Raw genomic sequence first — 25,453 nt, forward strand, 5'->3', positions numbered from 1 at the left:
CAACTTGAAAAATAAGTGAGTTAGAATGAGCGACCAAAAATCTCTTGATGCAATCAGGAAGATGAAGCTGGAGAATGATACTTCAGCAGGTAATCTTGTAGACCTACTCCCTATCGAAGTACAGAAACGTGACTTCGATCTATCATTCCTAGACAACTTGAGCGAAGCGCGTCCACGTCTTCTTGTTCAAGCTGATCAGTTAGAAGAATTCAAAGCGAAAGTGAAAGCTGATGAAGCTCACTGCATGTTTGATGATTTCTACAACAACTCTACCGTTAAGTTCCTTGAGACTGCTCCTTTTGAGGAGCCTCAAGCGTACCCAGCTGAGACGGTAGGTAAAGCTTCTTTGTGGCGTCCTTACTGGCGTCAAATGTACGTTGATTGCCAAATGGCACTGAACGCGACACGTAACCTAGCAATTGCTGGTGTTGTGAAAGAAGACGAAGCGCTAATTGCTAAAGCAAAAGCTTGGACTCTAAAGCTGTCTACCTACGATCCAGAAGGCGTGACTTCTCGTGGCTATAACGATGAAGCGGCTTTCCGTGTCATTGCAGCGATGGCTTGGGGTTACGACTGGTTACACGGCTATTTCACCGATGAAGAGCGTCAGCAAGTTCAAGATGCTTTGATTGAGCGTCTAGACGAAATCATGCACCACCTAAAAGTGACGGTTGATCTATTGAACAACCCGCTAAACAGCCACGGTGTTCGTTCGATCTCTTCTGCTATTATTCCAACGTGTATCGCGCTTTACCACGATCACCCGAAAGCAGGTGAGTACATCGCATACGCGCTAGAATACTACGCAGTACACTACCCACCATGGGGCGGTGTAGACGGCGGTTGGGCTGAAGGTCCAGACTACTGGAACACACAAACTGCATTCCTAGGCGAAGCATTCGATCTATTGAAAGCATACTGTGGCGTAGACATGTTCAACAAGACATTCTACGAAAACACCGGTGACTTCCCGCTTTACTGTATGCCTGTTCACTCTAAGCGCGCAAGCTTCTGTGATCAGTCTTCAATCGGTGATTTTCCTGGTCTAAAACTGGCTTACAACATCAAGCACTACGCGGGTGTTAACCAGAAGCCTGAGTACGTTTGGTACTACAACCAACTGAAAGGCCGTGATACTGAAGCACACACCAAATTCTACAACTTCGGTTGGTGGGACTTCGGTTACGACGATCTTCGTTTCAACTTCCTTTGGGATGCACCTGAAGAGAAAGCACCATCGAATGATCCACTGTTGAAAGTATTCCCAATCACGGGTTGGGCTGCATTCCACAACAAGATGACTGAGCGTGATAACCATATTCACATGGTATTCAAGTGTTCTCCGTTTGGCTCAATCAGCCACTCTCACGGTGACCAAAACGCATTTACGCTTCACGCATTTGGTGAAACGCTAGCGTCAGTAACAGGTTACTACGGTGGTTTCGGTGTAGACATGCACACTAAATGGCGTCGTCAAACGTTCTCTAAAAACCTTCCACTATTTGGCGGTAAAGGTCAGTACGGCGAGAACAAGAACACAGGCTACGAAAACCACCAAGATCGCTTCTGTATCGAAGCGGGTGGCACTATCTCTGACTTCGACACTGAATCTGATGTGAAGATGGTTGAAGGTGATGCAACGGCATCTTACAAGTACTTCGTTCCTGAAATCGAATCTTACAAGCGTAAGGTCTGGTTTGTTCAAGGTAAAGTATTCGTAATGCAAGACAAGGCAACGCTTTCTGAAGAGAAAGACATGACTTGGCTAATGCATACAACTTTCGCAAACGAAGTGGCAGACAAGTCTTTCACTATCCGTGGCGAGGTTGCGCACCTAGACGTAAACTTCATCAACGAGTCTGCTGATAACATCACGTCAGTTAAGAACGTTGAAGGTTTCGGTGAAGTTGACCCATACGAGTTCAAAGATCTTGAAATCCACCGTCACGTTGAAGTGGAATTCAAGCCATTGAAAGAGCACAACATCCTGACGCTTCTCGTTCCTAATAAGAATGAAGGCGAGCAAGTTGAAGTGTCTCATAAGCTTGAAGGCAACACGCTGTTGCTAAATGTTGACGGTGAAACGGTTTCAATCGAACTGTAATTCGCTGAAGTAACATAAGCTAAATATTAGAAACTCCGAGTGAAAGCTCGGAGTTTTTTTGTTTGGCTAGCTAGAACCCATTAGATTGAAAAAACTTAAATTGCCCTAAGATAAATAGCTACTCGATGCCGACTCAATGGTTCTAGGGATAAAACTGAAAGCTGATACTGAAAAAGACCGGACATGTACGTAGTCACTATACTGAATGAAATATCCAAGAGCTGTAGAGGGGACTCGTACATATCCATCTATTATAAATAGGGTGACACGCCTGTTTGTTAGAAACGGTTATGACTTACTTTTCCGAGGGCAGTCTAGTCACTGGTTAAGTAAGGGAGTACTAAACTATACATAGGTAAAGGCGTAGCTTATTCTTATTAATCGTATGATATTTAACGTACGTTATTTCATCAATAGACAGTTTTTTAAGTGGCATATAGTGCCTGTAAGTACAAAGCGTGACCCATATTTTCTCGTAAAGTGAATCCCCGTCACAACTTGCGTCTAACCATCGAATCAATGCCCTAAAACTATTGCGTAACGAGAAAGACGTAGTTATTATAATGAGCATATAATCATACAATACTATATTTGGAGTTTGAACATGACTAAACCTGTAATCGGTTTCATTGGCCTAGGTCTTATGGGCGGCAACATGGTTGAAAACCTGCAAAAGCGCGGCTACCACGTAAACGTAATGGATCTAAGCGCTGAAGCTGTTGCTCGCGTTACAGATCGCGGCAATGCGACTGCATTCACTTCTGCTAAAGAACTAGCTGCTGCAAGTGACATCGTTCAGTTTTGTCTTACAACTTCAGCTGTTGTTGAAAAAATCGTTTATGGCGAAGACGGCGTTCTAGCGGGCATCAAAGAAGGCGCAGTACTAGTAGACTTCGGTACTTCTATCCCTGCTTCTACTAAGAAAATCGGCGCAGCTCTTGCTGAAAAAGGCGCGGGCATGATCGACGCACCTCTAGGTCGTACTCCTGCACACGCTAAAGATGGTCTTCTGAACATCATGGCTGCTGGCGACATGGAAACTTTCAACAAAGTTAAACCTGTTCTTGAAGAGCAAGGCGAAAACGTATTCCACCTAGGTGCTCTAGGTTCTGGTCACGTAACTAAGCTTGTAAACAACTTCATGGGTATGACGACTGTTGCGACTATGTCTCAAGCTTTCGCTGTTGCTCAACGCGCTGGTGTTGATGGCCAACAACTGTTTGACATCATGTCTGCAGGTCCATCTAACTCTCCGTTCATGCAATTCTGTAAGTTCTACGCAGTAGACGGCGAAGAGAAGCTAGGTTTCTCTGTTGCTAACGCTAACAAAGACCTTGGTTATTTCCTTGCTCTTTGTGAAGAGCTAGGTACTGAGTCTCTAATCGCTCAAGGTACTGCAACAAGCCTACAAGCTGCTGTTGACGCAGGCATGGGTAACAACGATGTACCAGTAATCTTCGACTACTTCGCTAAACTAGAGAAGTAATCGACGTACGACCTCGCTTGGGTATTGCCTGTCTTTTTTAGGCGGCGATACCTCAGCGAGGTTCGTTTTTATCTGCCATATTCATTCCCTCGTTAAAATCTTCTACTTCTACTTCTACTTCTACTTCTACTTCAATTTCTTCAGCTACCTCTAATCAAAACTCTGTTTAACTCTTTTACTACCTCAATTCCGATTTTTGTTTCTATTTCTATATTTATATCTATCTGTAAATTCAAAACCTCCTAGCACCAACTCGCTCACTCATTTTTCCTCGCAAGCTTGAAACTAGCGCGCTTACGCGATTGTGGGTGATGGCTGAACACTACTCGAATACCGGGTCCAAAAATAAAACAAAAAAAAGCCCACACAGCTGGTGACTGTATGGGCATGTTCGGACGAGCCGTCTGAAAAAACGAATGAACAATCTAAGTGAAGTACCGTTTAACGAGATCCCCCGACAGTTTCTACGTTAACCGTGTTCAATGACCTTAAAGCGAGACGCTTCAATTTCCACTTTGAATTGCACAAAAGCATTCAGAAAGAACTTAAGTTATGATTCAAATACACCTTAACTTAAGGCTTATTGTATTACAAATAAATTTTAAGGTTGAATGCCTTTAGTGAATGGGTTGTTAGTGAAAATGTGACTTAAGGCCCACTTTCCTAGTCAGCGAATTGAAATTGGTATAAATAATTCAAGTAGAAGCATTATCGGCGAAGTTGTAAGGTGAATATCAAAAATTCGATCAATTTTAGTAAGTTGCTAATTCTGTTCTAATCGAGTTAAAAGTCAAAATCCATAAATGATACCTATGTCACAAGGTGTTTTTAGCCAGTTTTAATATATCAAGATCGCTCACAGAAAGGGCTGTCAATTAAACATACAATACTAATTAAATTAATGGTTATGACGATGGAACGGCATGAATAAGTTTCGCTTCCCGTATCTTCGAAAATGTAAAAAATGACCATTTCACTCGGATAAAAATAATAGACATAGGTTGATATGGATGATGAGTTTTACGAATTCAAAATTGTCTCTAGGGTTTAAAGGAAAATTGATTTTAATGGTGGCGATCGTCAGTTCTAGTGCGTTGGCATTTACGAACTGGTTTACGCTTGACTTGGCAACAGACCAGGTAAACCAAACGATTTATAACGAGATTGACCACTCGCTGACGATAGAAATTAATCAAATAGAAAGTACCGTTCAGCGCACTATCGATACCGTAAATTCAGTCGCTCAAGAGTTCATGAAGTCACCATACCAGGTACCTAATGAAGCGCTTATGCATTACGCCGCCAAGCTTGGTGGCATTGATAAAATTGTAGTGGGTTTTGACGACGGCCGTTCTTACACTTCTCGTCCTTCCGAGTCTTTCCCTAACGGTGTTGGAATCAAAGAAAAATACAACCCAACGACTCGCCCTTGGTATCAACAAGCGAAATTGAAGTCAGGTTTATCTTTTAGTGATCTGTTTTTCACTAAGAGTACTCAAGTACCAATGATTGGGGTGACGTATTCTTATCAAGATCGCGTAATCATGGCGGACATTCGATTTGATGATTTGGAAACTCAACTCCAACAACTAGATAGCATCTATGAAGCCAAAGGTATCATTGTTGATGAGAGAGGAATGGTTGTCGCATCCACAATAGAAAACGTGCTTCCACAGAGCAATATATCTTCTGCTGACGCGTTAATGAAACTCAACAAGGCCATCGAACGACCAGATCAATTTATTGAAGGTGTGATTGATGGTAATCAGCGAATCTTGATGGCTAAGAAGGTCGATATTGGCAGCCAGAAAGAGTGGTACATGATTTCAAGTATTGACCCTGAACTCGCGCTCAATCAGTTGAATGGTGTGATGTCAGATGCTCGAATGTTGATTATTGCCTGTGTCTTGGGCTCGGTCATATTGATGATTCTACTCCTGAATCGTTTCTACCGCCCAATCGTGTCACTGCGTAAAATTGTTCACGACCTTTCTCAAGGTAATGGAGACCTGACTCAAAGGCTTGCCGAGAAAGGTAATGACGACCTAGGACACATCGCCAAAGACATCAACTTGTTCATCATTGGCTTGCAAGAAATGGTTAAAGACGTGAAATTCAAGAACTCAGATTTGGATACCAAAGTCTTAAGTATTCGAGAAGGTTGTAAAGAAACCAGCGATGTATTGAAAGTTCACACAGACGAAACCGTTCAAGTTGTCTCTGCGATTAATGGGCTGTCAGAAGCGTCAAACGAAGTAGAGAAGAGTTCTCAGTCCGCGGCAGAAGCAGCAAGAGAAGCAGCTGTTTTCAGTGATGAGACGAAACAAATTAACACAGTGACCGAAACCTATATCAGTGACCTTGAGAAACAAGTCTGCACCACCTCTGATGATATTCGCTCTATGGCCAACGAAACACAGAGCATTCAGTCGATAGTGTCTGTGATTGGCGGTATTGCTGAACAAACCAACTTGCTTGCGTTGAATGCATCCATAGAGGCGGCGAGAGCGGGCGAGCATGGTCGAGGTTTTGCCGTGGTGGCTGACGAAGTCCGTGCGCTAGCAAACCGAACTCAAATCAGTACCTCTGAAATAGAAGAGGCGCTATCTGGGTTGCAATCTAAATCGGATGGATTGGTGAAATCGATTGAGTTAACGAAGAGCAATTGCGAGATGACTCGTGCTCAAGTAGTTCAAGCGGTAAACATGCTAGCGAAGCTAACGGAGCAGATGGAAACCGTGAGTCGTTTCAATAACGATATCTCTGGTTCTTCGGTCGAGCAGAATGCACTGATTCAAAGTATCGCTAAGAACATGCATAAGATTGAAAGCTTCGTTGAAGAGCTCAATAAGCTAAGCCAAGATCAACTGACAGAATCCGCTGAAATCAAAACACTGAATGGCAGCGTCAGTGAACTGATGAGCAGTTTTAAAGTTTAAGTTTTTTATGAATAATATTTAAAAATCAATGTCTTAACTTTTATTTTCAGTCAAAGAGCCACTCAATAACTTTCGAGTTTAGAGTGGCTTTTCTGCGTTGTTTTTGTCTCTAAACCCTACGTAAAAACTGCTCATATAACTTCATCTGTCGCATCTCACATTCTGATAAATAGATAATTGACATAAAATAGTACAAATATACATTGTCACTCTACTCTTATGGATAAGTGAGATAAATGTGAATAAGCCAATCCTCATCGTTGCGCTCGCTTCGCTCACATACGGCTGCGGTGGAAGTAGCTCAAGTGACAGTAGCGATCCTTCCGATACCAATAATCCAGGAACGTCTAATGGCACTGTTGCGCCTTATTATATTGCTAAGTATCAAAGCATCCTCTCTAGTTCTGACCTTCAGGTATCGGATCCTAACGGCACAGAGGGTAACAAAACCTCTGAAGTTAAAGATGGGGATTTCGATGGTTACCTCAGTGATTACTTTTACGCGGATGAAGAGACGGAAAACCTAATCTTCAAAATGGCGAACTATAAGATGCGTTCAGAGGTTCGTGAGGGAGAAAACTTCGATATCAATGAAACTGGTGTAAAGCGAAGTTTGTATGCGGAAATAAGCTTACCTGATATCGAACATGCAATGGCGAGTTCACCTGCCGATCATGATGAAGTGACGTTGTTACAGATACACAATAAGGGCACTGATGAGAGTGGCACAGGTTACATCCCTCATCCGTTATTGCGTGTGGTGTGGGAGCAAGAAAGGGACGGCCTCACAGGACATTATTGGGCAGTCATGAAAAACAATGCGATTGACTGTAGCAGTGCTGCTGACTCTTCGGATTGTTATGCCACTTCATACAATCGTTACGATTTAGGTGAGGCGGAACTGGATAGCTTTACCAAGTTTGATCTTTCTGTTTATGAGAACACACTGTCGATCAAAGTGAATGACGAAGTAAAAGTGAATCAAGATATCACGTATTGGCAGTACCTATTGAGCTACTTTAAAGCCGGTATCTACAATCAATTCGAAAATGGTGAAGCGACGGCCTACTATCAGGCGCTGAGATACACCACGACTCAAATCAATGGGTCAAAAGATTGGGATATTGATGATTGGAAGCTGACTATTCCGGCAAGTAAAGATATATGGTATGGAAGCGGTGGTGATAGTGCTGCTGAGCTAGAACCGGAACGTTGTGAATCGAGCAAAGATCTTCTTTCAAATGACAGCGACGTGTACCACAGCGATATTAACCTTTCTTACTTCAATGCAGATGAAGGAAGAATGCACTTTAGAGCGGATATGGGATACGGCACCTCTACGCAAAACTCTAGCTATATTCGTTCTGAGCTTAGAGAGTTGTACCAAAGCAGTACTCAACCAGATTGCAGCACCAGCGATGAAGATACAAGTTGGTATTTGGACGACACCAGAGCCAACACAACCAGTCACGAGTTAACCGCAACCCTGCGAATCGAGGACTATCCGAACATTAATACCCAAGACCCGAAAGTGGTGCTTGGGCAAATACACGGTTGGAAAATCAATCAAGCCCTAGTGAAGTTACTTTGGGAAGGCGAGGATAAGCCAGTAAGAGTGATTCTGAACTCCGACTTTGAACGTAACAATCAAGACTGCGGTTATTGCGAACCGTTCAGTGTTGAATTAGGTACTTATTCGGCCAGTGAAGAATGGCGATATACAATACGTGCCAACCAAGACGGTGTGTACTTAGCAACCCATGACTTAGATGGAACCAACACCGTTTCTCATTCAATCCCTTGGGGACAAGATTACACCGACAAAGATGGGGACACAGTGTCGTTAACATCAGATTGGACATCGACAGATATTGCTTTCTATTTCAAAGCGGGCATCTATCCACAATTTAAACCTGATAGCGACTATGCTGGTGAGGTGTTTGATGTGAGCTTTAGTTCCCTTAGAGCGGCACACTATTGAGTATCACGGTATTTGAATGTAATCACTAATACGTGAATAGCTAAAACTGTGACTTAAAAGACCACATTGGTTCCCAACAATGTGGTCTTTTTACGTTCTGGGGGGAGGGAGGTCATCACTAGATTTTTTCGTTGAAAAGCACGGATTCACAGGGTTCGAAACTCCTCATCTCAACTGGGTTGTTTTTGGTATTGCTAGCCTATTTCGCATTCATTTTTTTTATATATTGTTTTTATCAATAGGAAGTGTGATCCAGTTAAAGTATGGAAAAATCGGAAAGTGTTCCCAGTCTCATTTATTCAATGAAATGTTTTATTTGTATTATAAGATTATGTAATATTTTCATGTTATCGCAAATACTGAGAGGGGAATTGCCTTATAGCTCATGTTTGCAGGTTCTATTTTCACTTATAAATGCTGTCTTTGTATTATAATAACGGATTAAATATGAAACAAATTACTATAAAAACCCTACTCGCTTCTTCTATCTTACTTGCGGTTGGTTGTGCGAGCACGAGCACGCCTACTGCTGATTTTCCAAACAATAAAGAAACCGGCGAAGCGCTTCTAACGCCAGTTGCTATGACGGCTAGCAGCCACGATGGTAACGGTCCAGATCGTCTGTTTGACCAAGATCTTACAACACGTTGGTCTTCAGCGGGTGACGGCGAGTGGGCAATGTTGGACTATGGTTCAGTTCAAGAATTTGACGCTGTTCAAGCATCATTTAGCAAAGGTAACGAGCGTCAATCTAAATTTGATATTCAAGTTAGTGTTGATGGTGAAAGCTGGACAACAGTACTTGAGAACCAAATGAGTTCAGGTAAAGCTATTGGTCTAGAGCGTTTCCAGTTTGAGCCAGCTGTTCAAGCACGTTACGTACGATACGTTGGCCACGGCAACACCAAAAACGGTTGGAACAGTGTGACTGAGTTAGCTGCAGTTAACTGTAGCATTAACGCATGTCCTGCTAGCCATATTATCACTTCAGACGTGGTAGCAGCAGAAGCGGTAATTATCGCTGAAATGAAAGCAGCGGAAAAAGCGCGTAAAGCAGCACGCAAAGACTTACGTTCTGGTAATTTCGGTGTCGCAGCGGTTTACCCTTGTGAGACAACAGTGAAATGCGAAACACGCACTGCGCTACCTTTACCAACGGGTTTACCTGAGACACCTGTTGCAGGTAACGCACCGAGCGAAAACTTCGATATGACTCACTGGTACCTATCTCAGCCTTTCGATCATGATAAAAATGGCAAGCCTGATGATGTTTCTGAGTGGAACCTTGCAAACGGTTACCAACACCCTGAAATCTTCTACACAGCGGACGATGGTGGCCTAGTATTCAAGGCTTACGTGAAAGGTGTACGTACATCTAAAAACACTAAGTATGCGCGTACAGAACTTCGTGAAATGATGCGTCGTGGTGACCAGTCTATCAGCACGAAAGGTGTTAACAAGAACAACTGGGTATTCTCAAGCGCACCTGAATCAGATTTAGAAGCGGCAGCGGGTATCGATGGTGTTCTAGAAGCGACGTTGAAAATCGATCACGCAACAACGACAGGTAATGCGAACGAAGTAGGTCGTTTTATCATTGGTCAGATTCACGATCAAAACGATGAGCCGATTCGTTTGTACTACCGTAAATTGCCAAACCAAGCAACGGGCGCAGTTTACTTTGCACATGAAAGCCAAGACGCAACAAAAGAGGATTTCTACCCTCTAGTGGGCGATATGACGGCTGAAGTGGGTGAAGATGGTATCGCGCTTGGCGAAGTATTCAGCTACCGCATTGACGTTAAAGGCAACACGATGACTGTTAGCTTAATGCGTGAAGGCAAAGATGACGTTGTACAAGTCGTTGATATGAGCGAAAGCGGCTACGACGCAGGTGGTAAGTACATGTACTTCAAAGCCGGTGTTTACAACCAAAACATCAGCGGCGACCTAGACGATTACTCACAAGCGACTTTCTACCAGTTAGACGTATCGCATGATCAATACAAAAAGTAATCTAACCGAATAACACTTAATATTAAAGATATCGCAATAGCCTCCAGCCTTTGGTTTGGAGGCTTTTTTGTGCCTATTGTTTGGTTTTAAAGTTATGATTTTATTGATTAAAAGTAGGGATGCTAGCGAACAGTTACACAGAGTTTAGGACATTATCATCAAGCTCATTTAGCTTTAATCATTATACGTTTCAGTCACTATTGCTAGGTGGTTTGTACTAACCCTCAAGCGCCGATCACCATTAACCTCGCTCATGATTAATCTCAGCTATTGGTAGGTCAACTTGTCGAGTATTCAAACCCAAATAATGTCGTTATGTTTATCGGAATTATCATAGCTCGAAAACTTTGACTCCGTTCTCAAGGCTTTGCCAATGTACGAACGTATTATTGTGCGCGGTCTACTAATAAGCGTTAGCTCGGCTGACTACTCCCGTACTGTTCTTGAAACGCCACTCTTGGGTTGTTGAGCAAGGCTCCTAGCAATAGCCATAAATAGTGCTCTAACTCGTTCAAAATTAGAAGGGTAGGGTTGGCCATCACTCAATTTGCTCTTATGCTCTATGAAATACATAGGCAGGTTCAAGTCGATAATCAAACGACTCTAACAGCTTAAGGGTATACGCTTTAGCGTTAATTGCTTGCAGGCCGTAAATGCTCTGATTGTAATGGTACGGTGGCGCTGAATAATAATTTGTGGGCTGGGTATAGAACTGAGGGTTTTTATCTATATATGATAGATACAGGGCGTTGATAGGGCTAAATAAGTAGGAAGGCAGCGACGATTCCTTACTTGTGGCATCGGTGCTTATTCAATGATGAAGTAAAGTTCCGCTGAGTCAGAGAGCCTAACTGAATCGCCAATCTGCTTTTTATTCTTGAGCTAGGAATAAAAAATCCCTATCAAATATGTTGATAGGGATTTATTTTATTTAGCAATCGAGCCTAGCTTTTCTAGTGAGAGCTAGAACAAGTCTGAATCTAGGTTGTCGAAGTAGCTGTATGTAGCGACAGAACTGTTGTCACCAACATACAACGTAAGAGCGGTAGGAGTTGGAGTTTCTTTATCTGGATCAAGTGAGTTTTGAGCCTTTAACCCAGTGTAGTCTGTGCCATCAACATTGACGGTAATGTCTGTACCTTCCCATGAAATGGTCAAATCTACCCATGTGTCTTTAGAGTATGAAGCAAGGTCAACTTGGCTTCCTGTTTCGTTGCGGAATTTAATCATACTAGATGTAAACACCACTTCAGTATAGCGCCCTCCAGATGAACCGTCTGAATTAGAACCTAAGAAAACATATGTCGCAGCATCATAACCTGCTGAGGGGATATATACAGATGTAGAAACAGAACCAGTAGTAGCTGCACCGTCGGCAAACTCGCGACCTACTGCCGGTTTCGTACCAGAATCGTTGTCTTCTAGGCGCAGAGAGTTGCTTCCCGACTTGGCAAAATCGTCGCTGATAGCGGCACTAGTTGACTTATCACCAGCAACATTTTTTGTCTTGTATGCAGGGTTAGCCACATCAATCTGCGTACCTACAGTATAAGAATCGAAGTTGTCTGTCACTTCTCCCGGCTCAGGGTCTGGTTCAGTGCTGTCACCGTCAACAATAACAGTTGCTTCAGCTGTGGCGCTATTATAAGGGTTACCTGATAAAGAGTGACCATTAGGGTAACCATTAAAATCATCTTCAAATACTAACTCGTCAGTAGTCGTGTCGTGTGAGTAAACTTTAAAGTTATCCGCGATCATTTCGTAATGCGTTGTGTTTGAAGTATCACCAAGCTTTAATGATATGACAGTAACTGCAGCTTTATCAAAAGATTCAAAACCGTTTCCATCATTGTCGTATACGTTGTCATTCACTGTGAAACTGTAGTAACCGTCAGTCCAACTGATTTCAACAGCTAGGTCTTCGCCTAAAGTGTAAGTACCAACAGGCTCATCAGAAATTTGAGGTTTACCATCTTCAACCTCCGTAGAACGGTAGAAAATTTCCCCAGCGTTGAAAATGACTTCACCGTGCAGGTTGATATTTGATGTACCTGAAGCAAAGAGACTAATGTATGCGTTATTACCTGAGGTATTTTCTTCTTGTGTCGTATCTTCGTCCACTTGGTAGATTAGGTCTACAGTCATTTTTCCTGATGCAATAGTATCTACAGTTGCACCTGTACTACTGTCAGACAATTTTAAACGTAACTCTCCTGAGTCAGTTTTACTACCATTATGGTTTGTATCTAAAATTTGAACGTAGCCGTTAATACCAACTAGGTCATTGGCGTCAGTGACAGCATCTTGCACGCCTTCGACCTCAGTTTGATCTGAACCAGAGTAATTGATTCCTGAAGAATTATCAGTAACTATCAGAGCGCCCGAATCATCTAGGGTGAAAACACCATCCAAAATTTCAAGAGTGGATGATCCTGTTTCATAGTAAGTAAAAGAAACGGTACCTGCTTCTTCATCATAATTATTTGTAGATGCACTTGCATCTTTAATTGTGTATGTGCCTAAGTTGTCATCGTCGTCATAGTATTTATGGTTGCCGTCTTCTTGGAAAACATACACATTTGGAAGGTCTGCGTTTGATGACGCAGATATTGAGCTAGAGTTACTATCACTAATTTGCCAGTAACCCGCAGTTAAAGTAGGAGTACCAGGATCGGGAGTAGGTTCTGTTGGGATAGGTAAACCATCACTGTTACAACCAAATAATAAACCTGTCGAAAGGGCGACAGCAGTAGCGACTTTAGAAATTTGCATAAAATATTCTCTTTATGATATTAAATCCATATGTAAACCATATGAGAGATAAATAATGAATAGTCTTTAAGTATTTATAAGGATGAAACTAACGTTAATTAGAACATCCTTTTATTTAAAATAAAGTGCTTAAAATATGCCCCAAAAATTTTCAAGAGGAGAGGGCTATTCTATAATGTGACTATTTTATTATTAGAATGAGTAAGCAACGCCAACACGGTATTTTGCTTCGCGATCTTTAGAAGATGAACTGATATCAGAAGACCAGATCTCAGCAAAAGGTTTCCAAGAGCCGAACTTGTAGTTTACTTTTAAGCCAGCATCCCATTCCCAGTCATCGCTGTTGTAAAGCAGTACGTTATCCAAAGATTTCACGTAGTTTGCTTCGTAAGAAAGACCAAGCTTCGGTAGAGATTCAACTTTGTAAGAACCCGTTAGTGTGATTTTTGATTTCTGTGCTGATTCTAAACGCTCACCAGTCTCTGAATCTTTGTCACCAAATTGGTTGTGGTTACGGAAATCAGCATACTCGTGACGGTAACGGATGGCAGTCGTTAAGCCCATATCTGCTTTATAGCCAACACGGAACTGAGGCTTGAACGTAACCTTCTTCATCTTCCAGTCGCCGTCGTTGTAGTTCGGCTCATCCCAGTCCCAAGCGATTGGCATACCAACTTGTAGGTACCAGTTGTTATCAACCTTATAAGTTGCGGTATTTTCGACTTCCATGCCGTAGATGTACCAATTGCCATCATAGAAGCTTCTACTGTTCGCTGATTTAACTTCGCCAGAATCTGCGTCGTAGTAAGAATCGTCAGTATGGAATTTAACTTCAAGGCCAGTTGAGTGCTTCCACTTATCTGACAGTTTGAAACTATGACCTAGTTTTACACGGTGCTGGTGGCGAGCGTCGACGTGAGCTTCATCGCCATTGGTTTTTGTATAATCAGTCGCTGCACGATACTCATAACGGTAATCAAGTGTTGCACCAGTAGCAGTGCCCGCTAAAAGAGTACATGCAACAGCTGCAGCAATTTTTGTAACAGAATTCATACCTTTGTCTCACTATTATTTTTTATTTTGGATACATCCAATGTACCCATGGCTCACAAATCAATACCTTACATGGTATTAAATTAATGTATGACAAATATGATATTAATTACCGGGTGAAATTTCTGTGAGATCTATCAAAAACTTCTGAATAATCGCCCAAATATATAGCTAAATGCTATGAATATCCCAATTATCACGCTGTTTTCTAAATCGATAATGACTTAGATCTCATATTTATAAACGTCGTAAGTTAGTTGATATCTATGTGTTAAAATAAGACAAATAATTCGATTTATAACTATTAATGGCATACAAGTTACAGAGTTGGTTTATGGGTGTGATCACTTACACAGTAAATTCAAGGTTAGCTATTTTAAAACTGTCATTGTAGTTATGTTAGTTGTTTGTTTTTGTATTGTTTCTTTTTAGGTCGAATAAATAGTCATTATTACGAATTGGTGTTTGTACGTAGCTTTTATACTGAGAGTGTTACTTGGTATTTGTTAACAATAAAGGATGAGTCATGTTTAAGAAAAACATATTAGCAGTGGCGTTATTAGCGACTGTGCCAATGGTTACTTTTGCAAATAACGGTGTTTCTGATCCAGTGCCTGCTGATAAGTTTGATATGCGTAATTGGAAAATAACGATTCCTTCGGATATTAATGAAGATGGTCGTGTTGATGAAATAGAAGGGGTCGCTATGATGAGCTACTCACATAGTGATTTCTTCCATCTCGATAAAGACGGTAACCTTGTATTTGAAGTTCAGAACCAAGCGATTACGACGAAAAACTCGAAAAACGCGCGCTCTGAGTTACGCCAGATGCCACGCGGCGCGGATTTCTCAATCGATACGGCCGACAAAGGCAACCAGTGGGCATTATCTAGCCACCCAGATGCAAGCGAGTACAGTGCGGTTGGCGGAACACTGGAAGCAACACTAAAAGTGAATCACGTTGCGATTAATGCTAAGTACCCAGAAAAGTACCCGGCTCACTCGGTAGTTGTTGGTCAGATACACGCGAAGAAACATGATGCTTTGATCAAAGCAAAAACAGGTTACGGCCACGGTAATGAACCACTGAAGATCTTCTACAAGAAGTTTCCGGGCCAAGAAATGGGCTCAGTATTTTGGAACTATGAACGTAACCTAGAGAAGAAAGATCCTAACCGTGCCGACATCGCTTATCCTGTTTGGGGCAACACTTGGGAAAACCCAGCAGAACCGGGTGACGCGGGGATTGCTCTTGGTGAAGAGTTTAGCTACAAAGTGGAAGTAAAAGGCACCATGATGTACCTAACGTTTGAAACAGAGCGTCACGATACGGTTAAGTATGAAATTGACCTAAGCAAGGGCATTGATGAGCTTGACTCACCAACGGGTTATGCTGAAGATGATTTCTATTACAAAGCGGGCGCATACGGCCAATGTAGCGTGAGCGATTCTCACCCTGTATGGGGCCCTGGTTGTGGGGGTACGGGTGATTTCGCTGTTGATAAAAAGAATGGCGATTACAACAGTGTGACTTTCTCTGCACTTAAGTTGAACGGTAAATAATACCTAGCGTAACCAGTAGGCTAGCTTAAACACAGCCAAATGTTTTCGAAGACCACTTAACCGAATGTTGAGTGGTCTTTTTTATATGAGCTGGGTATCAGCGAGAGTGGATTGAAGCCAACCAATAAAACGTACGGCTAAAAACAATACAACTTTGTCAAAAGGCAAGGTTGTAATCAGAAAGAGTAGAAAGATTTTAGTATGACAACTCGATACCGAGTTTAGTCATACATCAACTTTTTAGCTTTACTGGCATCAAACTCTTTAAGAGATTTGCGTGCCAAGTGACGGAATGGGAAGGCTTTGACTATCTCTTCAAATGGTTGGATAGCAAATGCCCAAAAGATAGAGCCGTCTAAGCCAAAGATAATCAATGCACACAGTGGGATTGAAATGACCCACTGGCCAGTAAAGTTGATTTTGAATACGTCAGTGGTTTTACCGAGTGCTCTTAATACGTGACCGTGAACGGTGTTGTAACCACGAACGATTGGCAAAAAGATGTAGAGTGGGGCAATAACAGCCAAAGCTTGATAAGTAGAGGCGTCAAGCTCTGAGTAAATATCGCCAATCACCAAACTTAAGCCTGCAAACAACACCGCACAAACCACAGAGATGCCAACTGCAACATCAATACTGGTATCAACGTTTTTGGTCAGGTCATCCATTTTTTTCGAACCGATCGCTTGGCTGATAGTAATCGCTGAGGAATGAGCCCAAGCAGTAATGAATTGAGTGCCGGCACGGATCCACGGCATCACCAAGGTAATCGCCACGTAAGCATTGATATTGAGTTGTGAGTACAACAACTGATAGATCGTCGCACCAATCGAAAGCATGGTCACATTCGCAGCGACAGGGAATATCTCAATAAAGTGACGGCGGATGTTGGTAATGAACTCAGACTTTTCAGTATCCAGCTTCAGTGACACAGACGAATCGTAATGCACACACAGAATCAAATACACAAGACGAACTGTGATGGCGATGACACTACCAAGTGCTGCACCTTGCACGCCAATGCCTTCAAAGTTTGAGAAACCATGAATCAGTACATACGAGAGTACAGCATTGATAGGCAGTTCAATTAAGTAACCTTTGAATGGGACTTTGGTTCTGCCTAGCGCATTAAATAAAGCAATGATCACTTGCGTCAATGCTGTAAAAATGACGATGTATTTAGAGATATCTAGATAGCGGCTGATTTCTGAATGAAGGGAAGTGTCATCTGTTAATGCTTGAATCAAGGGTTGTTCGAAAAAAGTAAGTAGAAGCCAAAACAGTGTTGCAACGCCAAGGTTGATAAATAACCCTGCCCAAAATGCTTTAGATAATGACGCGGCGATGCCAGAGCCCACAGCGCGGCTTAATACTAGCTGAGTGCCGTTTGCCAGCGCCATTTGAATTCCTAGCACAAAAGCAACGATAGTCGTCGCAATCCCCATTGCAGCTAAAGGGATTTCACCAAGCGGAGAAACCAATAGTGTGTCGATCATCAACATCGACTGCATCAGTAATGCGTTTAAGGCGAGGGGCCAGGCGAGAGAGAAGTTTTTCCTTACGTACGATTGCGAAGACACAAACAACACCTTATGTGTATAACCGTGAGCTTTCTTTGAGATGACCCGACTTCAAGGTTTAAAGATTAAACACTACGGTATGGATAGTAAAAAATTGGACGCTAAAATGTGACTGACTCGTGTATTGAGATACACGTGTCAGTTGGTAGATCTTGGTTATGCCATGGCGAGTTCAACCCGAGACAGCTTTTGGTTCTCATCGTCTAGCAAAGCTTGAGAAGCAATACGAGCTTGCTTGGCATTTCCTGACATTATCGCGTCGTAAATCGCTTTGTGTTCTTCCAAACAGAAGCGACCGCCTTCGGCTGAATGGTCGATAAATTGCTTGAAAATCGTCGATAAAATGTTAGCAAACGGAATGTAGAACTGATTACCTGTTGATAGGAAAATCGTTTGATGAAACAGGTGATCGTTAGCTGTCCACTCTTCATAATCAAAGTTGTTTGCTGCAATGGTCATCTTTTGGAAAAGAATTGAAAGCTCTTTGCGCTGCTCGACAGTTGCGTTGGTTGCGGCCAGTGCGCACGCTTCCGGGTCAATCGCTTTTCTTAAGCCTAAGAATTGAGACAAGAAAGGCTTGGTATCTTCTAAGTCTTGAATCCAGTATAGCAATTGCGGGTCTAAGAAGTGCCACTGCGTTCTTGGTTTGATTCGAGTGCCCACTTTCGGCTTTGACTCGATCAATCCTTTTGCCGAAAGTAACTTGGTTGATTCTCGAAGGGCAGTTCTGCTCACGCCAAAGATATCGCACAACTCCATTTCGCTGGGTAACTTTTGATTTTCTTCTAACTCGCCTGACAAGATCTTGCGAGCAATTTGCCTCGCCACTTGAACATGAATTCGGCGGCTTGAATCTTCCACCAATGTAAATATTGACATTTAAACCACCTGAAATTGAAACTTTAAAAACAAAAAAAAACCAGACGAATCTGGCGTTTAATGTCAGTGTATACGTCGAATTTAGTGTGAGGTTTTCCCTCATCTACTAGGGTCTGTTGACTTTATATAGTGTGGCGAACTTAAATCGCTGAGTGAGCTTATACAAACCAGCTAACTAAGGTGTGATTTGTCCGCCGTTAACATCTAGGATTTGACCTGTGATGTAACCGCTGCAAGCGTGCGATGCAAAGAAAGCAAATGAAGGGGCAACTTCATCAATATTACCAAAGCGTCCCATTGGGATGTTGCTAGCAATGTTCGATTTCAGCTCGTCGCTTTTACCATCGTGAAATGCAGTATCGATAGTGCCAGGAGAAACAATGTTGAAACGGATATTGTCTTTCGCAAACTCTTTCACCCAGTTACGGTGAATGTCGTGTAACCACGCTTTTGAAGCTGCATAGATGCCAGCACCCACACCGCCACCTTCGCGAGCAGCAATCGAACCCGTGCTGATAACACACGATGTTTGCCCCGACTCAACAGCAGAAGCGCGTAAGTGGGGGATAGAGAACTTGGTTGTCATCAGTGCAGAACGAACATTGAGGTTCATTACGCGCTCATAAAATTCATCATCGATATTTTCTAGGTTGGCGCGACCACCAAGGCCACCTGCGTTGTTGATCAATACATCCATGCCACCAAAATGGTCAGTGAACTCTTTGACCAACCTTTCGCACTCTAATGTGTCCATTAGGTTTGCAGGAAAAAATGCAACATCGCCACCCAGTGCAGTGAGTTCCGTAATAACGTCATCGACTTTTGGGCTAAAAGCACGACTATTGATGCCAATCTTTGCACCGTACTTTGCAAAAATACGTGCGGTAGCTAAGCCCATACCAGCGGTCGAGCCAGTAATTAGAATGCGTTTGCCTTTTAAATCGTTAAACATCAGAGTCGCCTATATTGTAGATTATTTGCGTCAATAAATCATACAATAACACTTGCTGTATTCAAGGATGTTCATCTCAAAACCGATCATTAATGACAGAAATAGTGAGAGTAAGAGTGGTTTTGTGAGTTCACGCATACTCAAAAAGTGTAAATAAGAACTATTTGTATGAATTAATGGGCAGGAGGGGTTTTATGTGCTTAATAGGTGTTGGGTGAGTGAAATATTGCTCTAGAGTATATCAGGAGTGACCTCACGTTATTCTTATACTGAGTTGGTGCAGATATAAATCAGTGCTATAGTCCGGGTTAAATAATACATATCTAATAAGTAAGTAGACACATGGCTGGCTCTTTCAATTCTATTTCAGGCTCTAAGCGAAGCCTTCATGTGCAAGTTGCACGTGAAATCGCCCGTGGTATTTTGTCGGGCAATTTGCCTCAAGGTTCTATTATCCCTGGTGAAATGGCTCTGTGTGAGCAATTTGGTATCAGTAGAACAGCATTAAGAGAAGCCGTTAAGCTTCTGACTTCAAAAGGCCTATTAGAATCTCGCCCCAAGATTGGTACTCGCGTTGTTGACCGTGCGTACTGGAACTTCTTAGATCCACAATTGATCGAATGGATGGACGGTTTGGCCGATACAGACCAATTCTGTCATCAGTTTTTGGGCTTACGCCGAGCGATTGAACCAGAAGCGTGTGCTTTAGCCGCTCAGTTCGCGAGTGCGGAACAACGCATTGAACTATCGGGTATTTTCCAACAAATGGTAGAAATCTCTAACGAAGAAACTCTTGATCAAGAACGTTGGTTAGATATTGATATGAAATTCCATAGTTTGATCTTCAATGCAACAGGTAACGACTTCTACCTTCCATTTGGTAACATCTTAACCACGATGTTTGTTAACTTTATTTCTCACTCTTCTGAAGAGGGAAGTACTTGTATTAACGAACACCGCCAGATTTATGAAGCAATCATGGCAGGTAATAGTGACAAAGCGCGCCATGCGTCAGCAAGTCATTTATTGGAAACAAACCACAGGCTACCAGCCGCTAGCTAATTGTTTTTATTGTTATTTTAGCTTTGATAGTTTTGCATTATTGACGAGAGGTCATTCTGGTAAAACTAGGATAGTCAAAGTTAAAATTACGGTTGTTCAAGAGCTAATTTCAGCAGTGACCTCCCAAAAAGCACGTTTGATACGTGCTTTTTTTGCATCCAAATTTGATGAAAACCTGATTGATGTCCAATATTTAATCTATTATTTGCTGTTTCGTTAAAAGCACTAGCAACCAGTATTTTAAATTATATAATAATACTAATTAAATTATTGTGAGTGTGATTATGCCCCAGTCTCTACTGCCAAATATTCTTCAATTCATAGGTCAAATCGACCCATTCGATAAGATCCCTAAAGAAGCACTTCGCGAACTTGCCTCTAACGTGCAAATTACCTATCTCGGCAAGGGAGATGTGGTTGATTTGTGTGAGTCGGGGAAGGAAAAATCGCTCTATATCATTCGAACGGGCTCTATGGAGCAACGAAAATCGGATGGTGTGCTTCGTGCTCGTCTAGGCAGTGAAGATTTGTTCGGCTTTACGTTCTTAGATTCTGAAGTCAACGACGAAAAAGGCTATAGAGCTGTCGCAATCGAGAACACCTTGCTTTATGTGATTCCACACTCAGCACTTCAAACGCTTTTCAAAGCTTTTCCAAGTTGCGCTGAACACTTTGCTTCACAGGCGCAGGTTCGCTTAAAATCGGCTCTGGACGTGGTCTGGTCAAATAAAGAGAAAGGCTTGTTCATTCGTAAGGTTGAGGAAGTGGCCAGCGGGCAGGTGGCGATTGTTAAGTCTGAGCAAAGCATCCAATCAGTTGCGGTTGAAATGCTTCATCAACGCTCGCCATGTGCTGTGATCTATGAAGGTGAAACCATTGTTGGTTTGATCACCGACCGAGACATGACCAAGCGAGTGATCGCCCATGGTGTCAGTACCGATAGCCTGATCTCTGAGGTAATGACGCACTCTCCACTTACGGTAAAACCGGATGATCTCGTGCTGCATGCTGCGTCTATCATGATGCAATTCAATATCCGTAACTTACCCGTTGTGAAAGAGAATAAAGTCGTTGGTCTTCTTACTACGTCTCATTTGGTTCAAAACCACCGTGTTCAAGCGATTTTCTTGATTGAGAAGATTAAATACGCGGGCAGCGTGAAAACTATGTCTTCTTTCACTTCAGAGCGCCAAGCTATTTTTGAAGCGCTGGTGGAAGGCAAGGTTGCCCCTGAAACCGTTGGCAAAGTAATGACCATGATTATGGACGCCTACACTCGCCGGTTGATTCAGATAGCGATTGATAAGTTAGGCCCACCGCCGTGTGATTTCTCTTGGATCGTAGCGGGATCGCACGCGCGTAACGAAGTCCACATGTTGTCGGATCAAGACAGCGCGATTGTACTGGCCGACGATGCAACAGACAGTGACCGTATTTACTTCAAACACTTAGCGATGATGGTGACCAACGGCTTAGCAAGCTGTGACTACCCATTATGTCCAGGCAAATTTATGGCCGCGACGCCAAAATGGTGTCAGCCACTCAGCGTTTGGAAGCATTACTACAAGAAGTGGGTAGCTAACCCAGAGTACGAACGCTTGCTTAACATTAGTGTGTTCCTAGAAATTCGTACTATCTATGGCAACAGTGAGTACGAAGGCATTCTTCGTGATGAATTGCATAGTAATATTCGCGGTAACCGTGAGTTTTTAAGCACGCTAGTGAAAGACGCGGTGAACACCAACCCACCACTGGGCATCTTCAATAGCTTGGTACTCGAGAAGTCGGGTGAGAATAAGAAAACACTCAATGTGAAGAAGTACGCCATCAACTTGATTATCGATCTTGCGCGTATTTACGGATTAGCGGTGGAATGTGATTTGTCAGCAACCGATGAACGCTTTGCTGCAGCCAATGAAAAAGGCATGTTGAGTGATGACGCGTTCAAGAACATCCTTGGTGCGTATCAGTTCATTCTGTCTTTCCGTTTCGGCCATCAGCTCGAAGCCCTCAAGAATGGTGAAGTGCCAGACAACAACATCAACCCAGACAGTTTTGGCAGCTTTGAACGTAAGCACTTGAAAGATGCCTTTAGGATCATTGCTGACCTTCAAGAAGCGGCGAAAATTCGTTTCGGAGCGCGTTAATGAAAGCTTTGTTGAACTACTTTCACCCGCTTGAACGAATTAAACGTAAGCGTAAGCAGTATTTGAATACGGTTAAGTTGCCAGAAGCGTTACACGATCTTGTTGAACAACCTTGCCCTGAAATGACGGACTTGGCCAAAGACAGCGACTATATCGTGTTGGATCTTGAAACCACAGGCTTAGACAGTGAGCAAGATCTTATCTTGTCCATGGGTTGGGTCGATGTGGTCAAAGGGCGAATAGACTTAGCGTCGGCCAAGCATATCTATCTGAACAATGATTCTCAGATCAACGCTGAAACCGCGGTGATTAACCACATAACACCACAGATGTTGGAAGAGGGCGCATCCATTCATGATGCGATGCTCACTTTTTTCGAAGCAGCGAAAGGTAAGATCATCGTCGCGCACGCTTGTGTGGTCGAAGAGAAGTTCATTAGCCAGTATCTATTAAGATGTTATGGCTTAAGGCAGTTGCCTTTACTTTGGCTAGATACATTATGTATTGAGAAGAGTATGGAGAAAGCGATCAGCAACCATGAAGAAGTGGATTTAACTCTAGCGGGTACGCGACACAGGTATGGGCTTCCCGAGTACAACAGCCACAATGCGTTAGCGGATGCAGTCTCAACAGCAGAATTGTTGTTAGCTCAGCAGAAGCGAGTAGTGCCTAACGATGAAGTGACACTTTCCTTTTTATATCGGATCAGTCACTAGGGCAGTCGTTTAGCGTATTCGAATCATGGTGAATGACCTGATTTGAAAACATAAAAAAGCCAGCGATTAAGCTGGCTTTTGTTTAGGTCTTAGAAAATTAGGACAGTAATTATCTTAGATTTTTCATGTAGCCTACTGCTTAGAAGCTGTAAGTGATACCTACACGGCTACGCAGTTGACGGTCACGGCTGTCTTGAACGTTACCGAACTCAACGTATGGACGCCAGCTCCAGTCAGCCTCTTTGTAACCCACTTTAAGGTTGTAATCCCACTCGTTGTCAGCACCGCCGCCGCCAGTCCACTCATTATCAATGAAGTCTTCTGCGTAGTTAGCTTCGAAGCCGAACTGCCAAGCATTCCAGTTGTAATCGATGTTACCTGTTACTTTACTGCGGTTCTTGTTGTCGTTTGAAGAATCAGAGGTGTAGTCACGGAACTCGTGACGGTAGCGAAGCTTCGCTTTTACACCTGAATCGAAAGAGTATTGAACACGTACTTGTGGTTTGTAGGTTACGCTATCAGAACCAAATGTTACTGGCATACTTGGTTGGATTAACCAGTGATCGCTGATTTTGAATTTGTAGCCGTATTCAAACTCGTTGTCCGCTGCTTCCCACTCAGAGAAAGGCTTACCTTTTTGCTTCATTTCAGCGCCAAAGAAGTGGTTGTCTACAGAACCGCTCATTTTGATACGGCTTGCCCAGTCTTCAGAACCATGTTTGTACTCTTGGCGTGCGTCAAGTGAAGCGGCAGAAACACTGCCAGCAAAAAGAGTTGCTACGATCGCTAAAGTAATCTTATTGTTTTTTATCATTTTATTGTTTCCACTGTATCTAAATAAAAAATGGTTGTTTAAGGGACTGACATTGAGCCCCTTGTCGTATTGGGATTAAAGTTGTGGGTAAAGCAGCTCTACGTCTCGTTGAGCCCAAACTTCCGCTAGGTTCTTCTTAACCGTGAACTCGCTGAAATCAGTCTCTGTTGCCAGTTTCACCCACTCAGGGTTTTCCATAGCAACACCGGCTTTCAGGTAAAGCGGAGTCATTCGTTCAACGCGACGACGTTCATCTTTTTGTGTGTATGGCCACTCTTTAGATAGGTCGTTGTAGTCAGCCATTAGCTGAATGCCTGTGTCTAAAGAGCCCCCTTTTTTGTTTGTGTAGTTCCAAAGGTCGATACCGACTTTGTCACCGATCTGAGCCATACCGACCAATGGATCTAGGCTGAAGTAGTGGTAGTGATAAGCACGTGTACGTTCGATTTCGTGAGGCTGAGAGCCGTCTTTCTCGAATTGTGTGTCGATACGCATTTTGCCTTTCTGAACCATCTGCTTAGCCAGTGCGTCGTTACCAATAAAGTAAGAAACACCTGCTACTTGATAGTCGTACCAAGTGCCGTGGTTGTTTTCTGCGTAAGCTTCGCCTTTAGGGCCACCAGATAAATCATCGATGATCAACCAATCTAGGTATTCGCTGTACCACTGAGTGATTTGCGTTTCATCAGACTCAGTCCACGTTGGTGATTGAGACAGAATGGCGATTGAATCCAGCATACGATCAGTCAGTGTTCTGGTATCGATGATTCCACCGCGGCGACCTTCAGCAACGCCAGGTACACCTTGTCCGTAGTTCACGTTCGGGTTCATCTTCGTATCTTCATTGAAGAACCAAGTTCTTACATATTCGATACCTTGCTGAGCGTATTTTTCGTCTTGGCTAAAGTAGTAGGCGATCGCTAATGCGCGAACAGAACGGGTGAAGTGGCCAATACGTTTTGAGTCAGTTTCGTCAGTTTTTGATGCTGGGTTGGTTTTTCCGTCATGGCGTACCCACGGAAGCCCGTCTTCTTTTGATTCATCAGGCCACCAGTAAGGGCTGATGCTCATGTAATCGTTTTTGCTGCCGCTTGGTGGAACCATGCCTTTATCAGCAACGCTGAAAGGACCATCGTTCATTGCTAGTTCTGCTTCTTCAATCAGCTTGGTGTAAGCATCTTTCATTGAATCAGAAGCTTTATCTGACTGAAGAAGAGTGCGGTTCGCTTCTAATGTTGCTTCATCGAGGAAAACGAATTCAGCGGCTATAGCTTGAGAACCGAAGGTGATAGCACCAATACAAGCAGCAAGATGTAGGAGTCGAGGGGCTTTCATATTTACGCCTTTTGTTTTGAATTAAAATAATACAAATATGCTAACGATTCGAG

16 protein-coding genes are annotated in these 25,453 nt (G+C 42.9%); 9 read left to right on the plus strand and 7 right to left on the minus strand.

Going from position 1 to position 25,453, the window contains the following annotated elements; all coding sequences use genetic code 11:
• Positions 1-25: 25 nt before the first annotated feature.
• The 5 genes from OQJ75_RS13545 (at position 26) to OQJ75_RS13565 (ending at position 10,526) form a co-directional block, all read left to right on the plus strand.
• The gene (locus OQJ75_RS13545; protein ID WP_265973806.1) at positions 26-2,104 is read left to right on the plus strand and encodes a DUF4962 domain-containing protein; all 2,079 of its coding nucleotides are present in this window, start codon (positions 26-28) and stop codon (positions 2,102-2,104) included.
• Between the two features lie 604 nt (positions 2,105-2,708).
• Positions 2,709-3,590, plus strand: coding sequence for an NAD(P)-dependent oxidoreductase (locus OQJ75_RS13550; RefSeq protein WP_004733521.1), 882 nt, complete (start codon positions 2,709-2,711; stop codon positions 3,588-3,590).
• A 1,067-nt stretch (positions 3,591-4,657) separates the two neighbouring features.
• Positions 4,658-6,529, plus strand: coding sequence for a methyl-accepting chemotaxis protein (locus OQJ75_RS13555; RefSeq protein WP_265973805.1), 1,872 nt, complete (start codon positions 4,658-4,660; stop codon positions 6,527-6,529).
• A gap of 238 nt (positions 6,530-6,767) precedes the next feature.
• The gene (locus tag OQJ75_RS13560; RefSeq protein ID WP_265973804.1) at positions 6,768-8,510 is read left to right on the plus strand and encodes a polysaccharide lyase family 7 protein; all 1,743 of its coding nucleotides are present in this window, start codon (positions 6,768-6,770) and stop codon (positions 8,508-8,510) included.
• Positions 8,511-8,957: 447 nt separating this feature from the next.
• Positions 8,958-10,526, plus strand: coding sequence for a polysaccharide lyase family 7 protein (locus OQJ75_RS13565; protein WP_248371782.1), 1,569 nt, complete (start codon positions 8,958-8,960; stop codon positions 10,524-10,526).
• Positions 10,527-11,489: 963 nt separating this feature from the next.
• Here the strand turns inward: OQJ75_RS13565 and OQJ75_RS13570 are convergent.
• Positions 11,490-13,298 (minus strand): hypothetical protein, encoded by a 1,809-nt coding sequence (locus OQJ75_RS13570; RefSeq protein WP_265973803.1) that lies wholly within the window; start codon positions 13,296-13,298, stop codon positions 11,490-11,492.
• Positions 13,299-13,490: 192 nt separating this feature from the next.
• Complete coding sequence (locus OQJ75_RS13575) at positions 13,491-14,351, minus strand: oligogalacturonate-specific porin KdgM family protein (RefSeq protein WP_265973802.1); 861 nt, start codon at positions 14,349-14,351, stop codon at positions 13,491-13,493.
• Positions 14,352-14,877: 526 nt separating this feature from the next.
• Between OQJ75_RS13575 and OQJ75_RS13580 the strand changes: the two genes are divergently transcribed.
• The gene (locus tag OQJ75_RS13580) at positions 14,878-15,915 is read left to right on the plus strand and encodes a polysaccharide lyase family 7 protein (RefSeq protein ID WP_265973801.1); all 1,038 of its coding nucleotides are present in this window, start codon (positions 14,878-14,880) and stop codon (positions 15,913-15,915) included.
• Positions 15,916-16,136: 221 nt separating this feature from the next.
• Here OQJ75_RS13580 and OQJ75_RS13585 read toward each other — a convergent pair whose 3' ends face one another.
• The 3 genes from OQJ75_RS13585 to OQJ75_RS13595 form a co-directional block, all read right to left on the minus strand.
• A complete protein-coding gene (locus OQJ75_RS13585; RefSeq protein ID WP_265973800.1) occupies positions 16,137-17,504 on the minus strand; it encodes an MATE family efflux transporter in 1,368 nt (455 codons plus the stop codon).
• 147 nt (positions 17,505-17,651) lie between these two features.
• The gene (locus OQJ75_RS13590) at positions 17,652-18,374 is read right to left on the minus strand and encodes a FadR/GntR family transcriptional regulator (RefSeq protein ID WP_265973799.1); all 723 of its coding nucleotides are present in this window, start codon (positions 18,372-18,374) and stop codon (positions 17,652-17,654) included.
• 175 nt (positions 18,375-18,549) lie between these two features.
• Entirely contained in the window at positions 18,550-19,326 is a 777-nt protein-coding gene (locus OQJ75_RS13595; RefSeq protein WP_248390249.1) for an SDR family NAD(P)-dependent oxidoreductase, read from the minus strand.
• Between the two features lie 342 nt (positions 19,327-19,668).
• Between OQJ75_RS13595 and OQJ75_RS13600 the strand changes: the two genes are divergently transcribed.
• The 3 genes from OQJ75_RS13600 (at position 19,669) to OQJ75_RS13610 (ending at position 23,251) form a co-directional block, all read left to right on the plus strand.
• The gene (locus tag OQJ75_RS13600; protein WP_248371769.1) at positions 19,669-20,388 is read left to right on the plus strand and encodes a FadR/GntR family transcriptional regulator; all 720 of its coding nucleotides are present in this window, start codon (positions 19,669-19,671) and stop codon (positions 20,386-20,388) included.
• 284 nt (positions 20,389-20,672) lie between these two features.
• On the plus strand, positions 20,673-22,535 hold the full coding sequence (locus tag OQJ75_RS13605) for a DUF294 nucleotidyltransferase-like domain-containing protein (protein ID WP_265973798.1): 1,863 nt from the start codon (positions 20,673-20,675) through the stop codon (positions 22,533-22,535).
• Entirely contained in the window at positions 22,535-23,251 is a 717-nt protein-coding gene (locus tag OQJ75_RS13610) for a 3'-5' exonuclease (protein WP_102326547.1), read from the plus strand. The genes OQJ75_RS13605 and OQJ75_RS13610 overlap by 1 nt, the downstream gene beginning before the upstream one ends.
• A 139-nt stretch (positions 23,252-23,390) precedes the next feature.
• On the opposite strand, the gene OQJ75_RS13615 is transcribed toward OQJ75_RS13610, so the two are convergent.
• Both OQJ75_RS13615 and OQJ75_RS13620 read right to left on the minus strand, forming a co-directional pair.
• The gene (locus tag OQJ75_RS13615; protein ID WP_265973797.1) at positions 23,391-24,065 is read right to left on the minus strand and encodes an oligogalacturonate-specific porin KdgM family protein; all 675 of its coding nucleotides are present in this window, start codon (positions 24,063-24,065) and stop codon (positions 23,391-23,393) included.
• A 75-nt stretch (positions 24,066-24,140) separates the two neighbouring features.
• On the minus strand, positions 24,141-25,400 hold the full coding sequence (locus OQJ75_RS13620) for an alginate lyase family protein (protein WP_265973796.1): 1,260 nt from the start codon (positions 25,398-25,400) through the stop codon (positions 24,141-24,143).
• Positions 25,401-25,453: the final 53 nt, after the last annotated feature.

It is taken from the genome of Vibrio sp. 14G-20, assembly GCF_026241515.1.
In the GTDB taxonomy this organism is placed as follows: domain Bacteria; phylum Pseudomonadota; class Gammaproteobacteria; order Enterobacterales; family Vibrionaceae; genus Vibrio.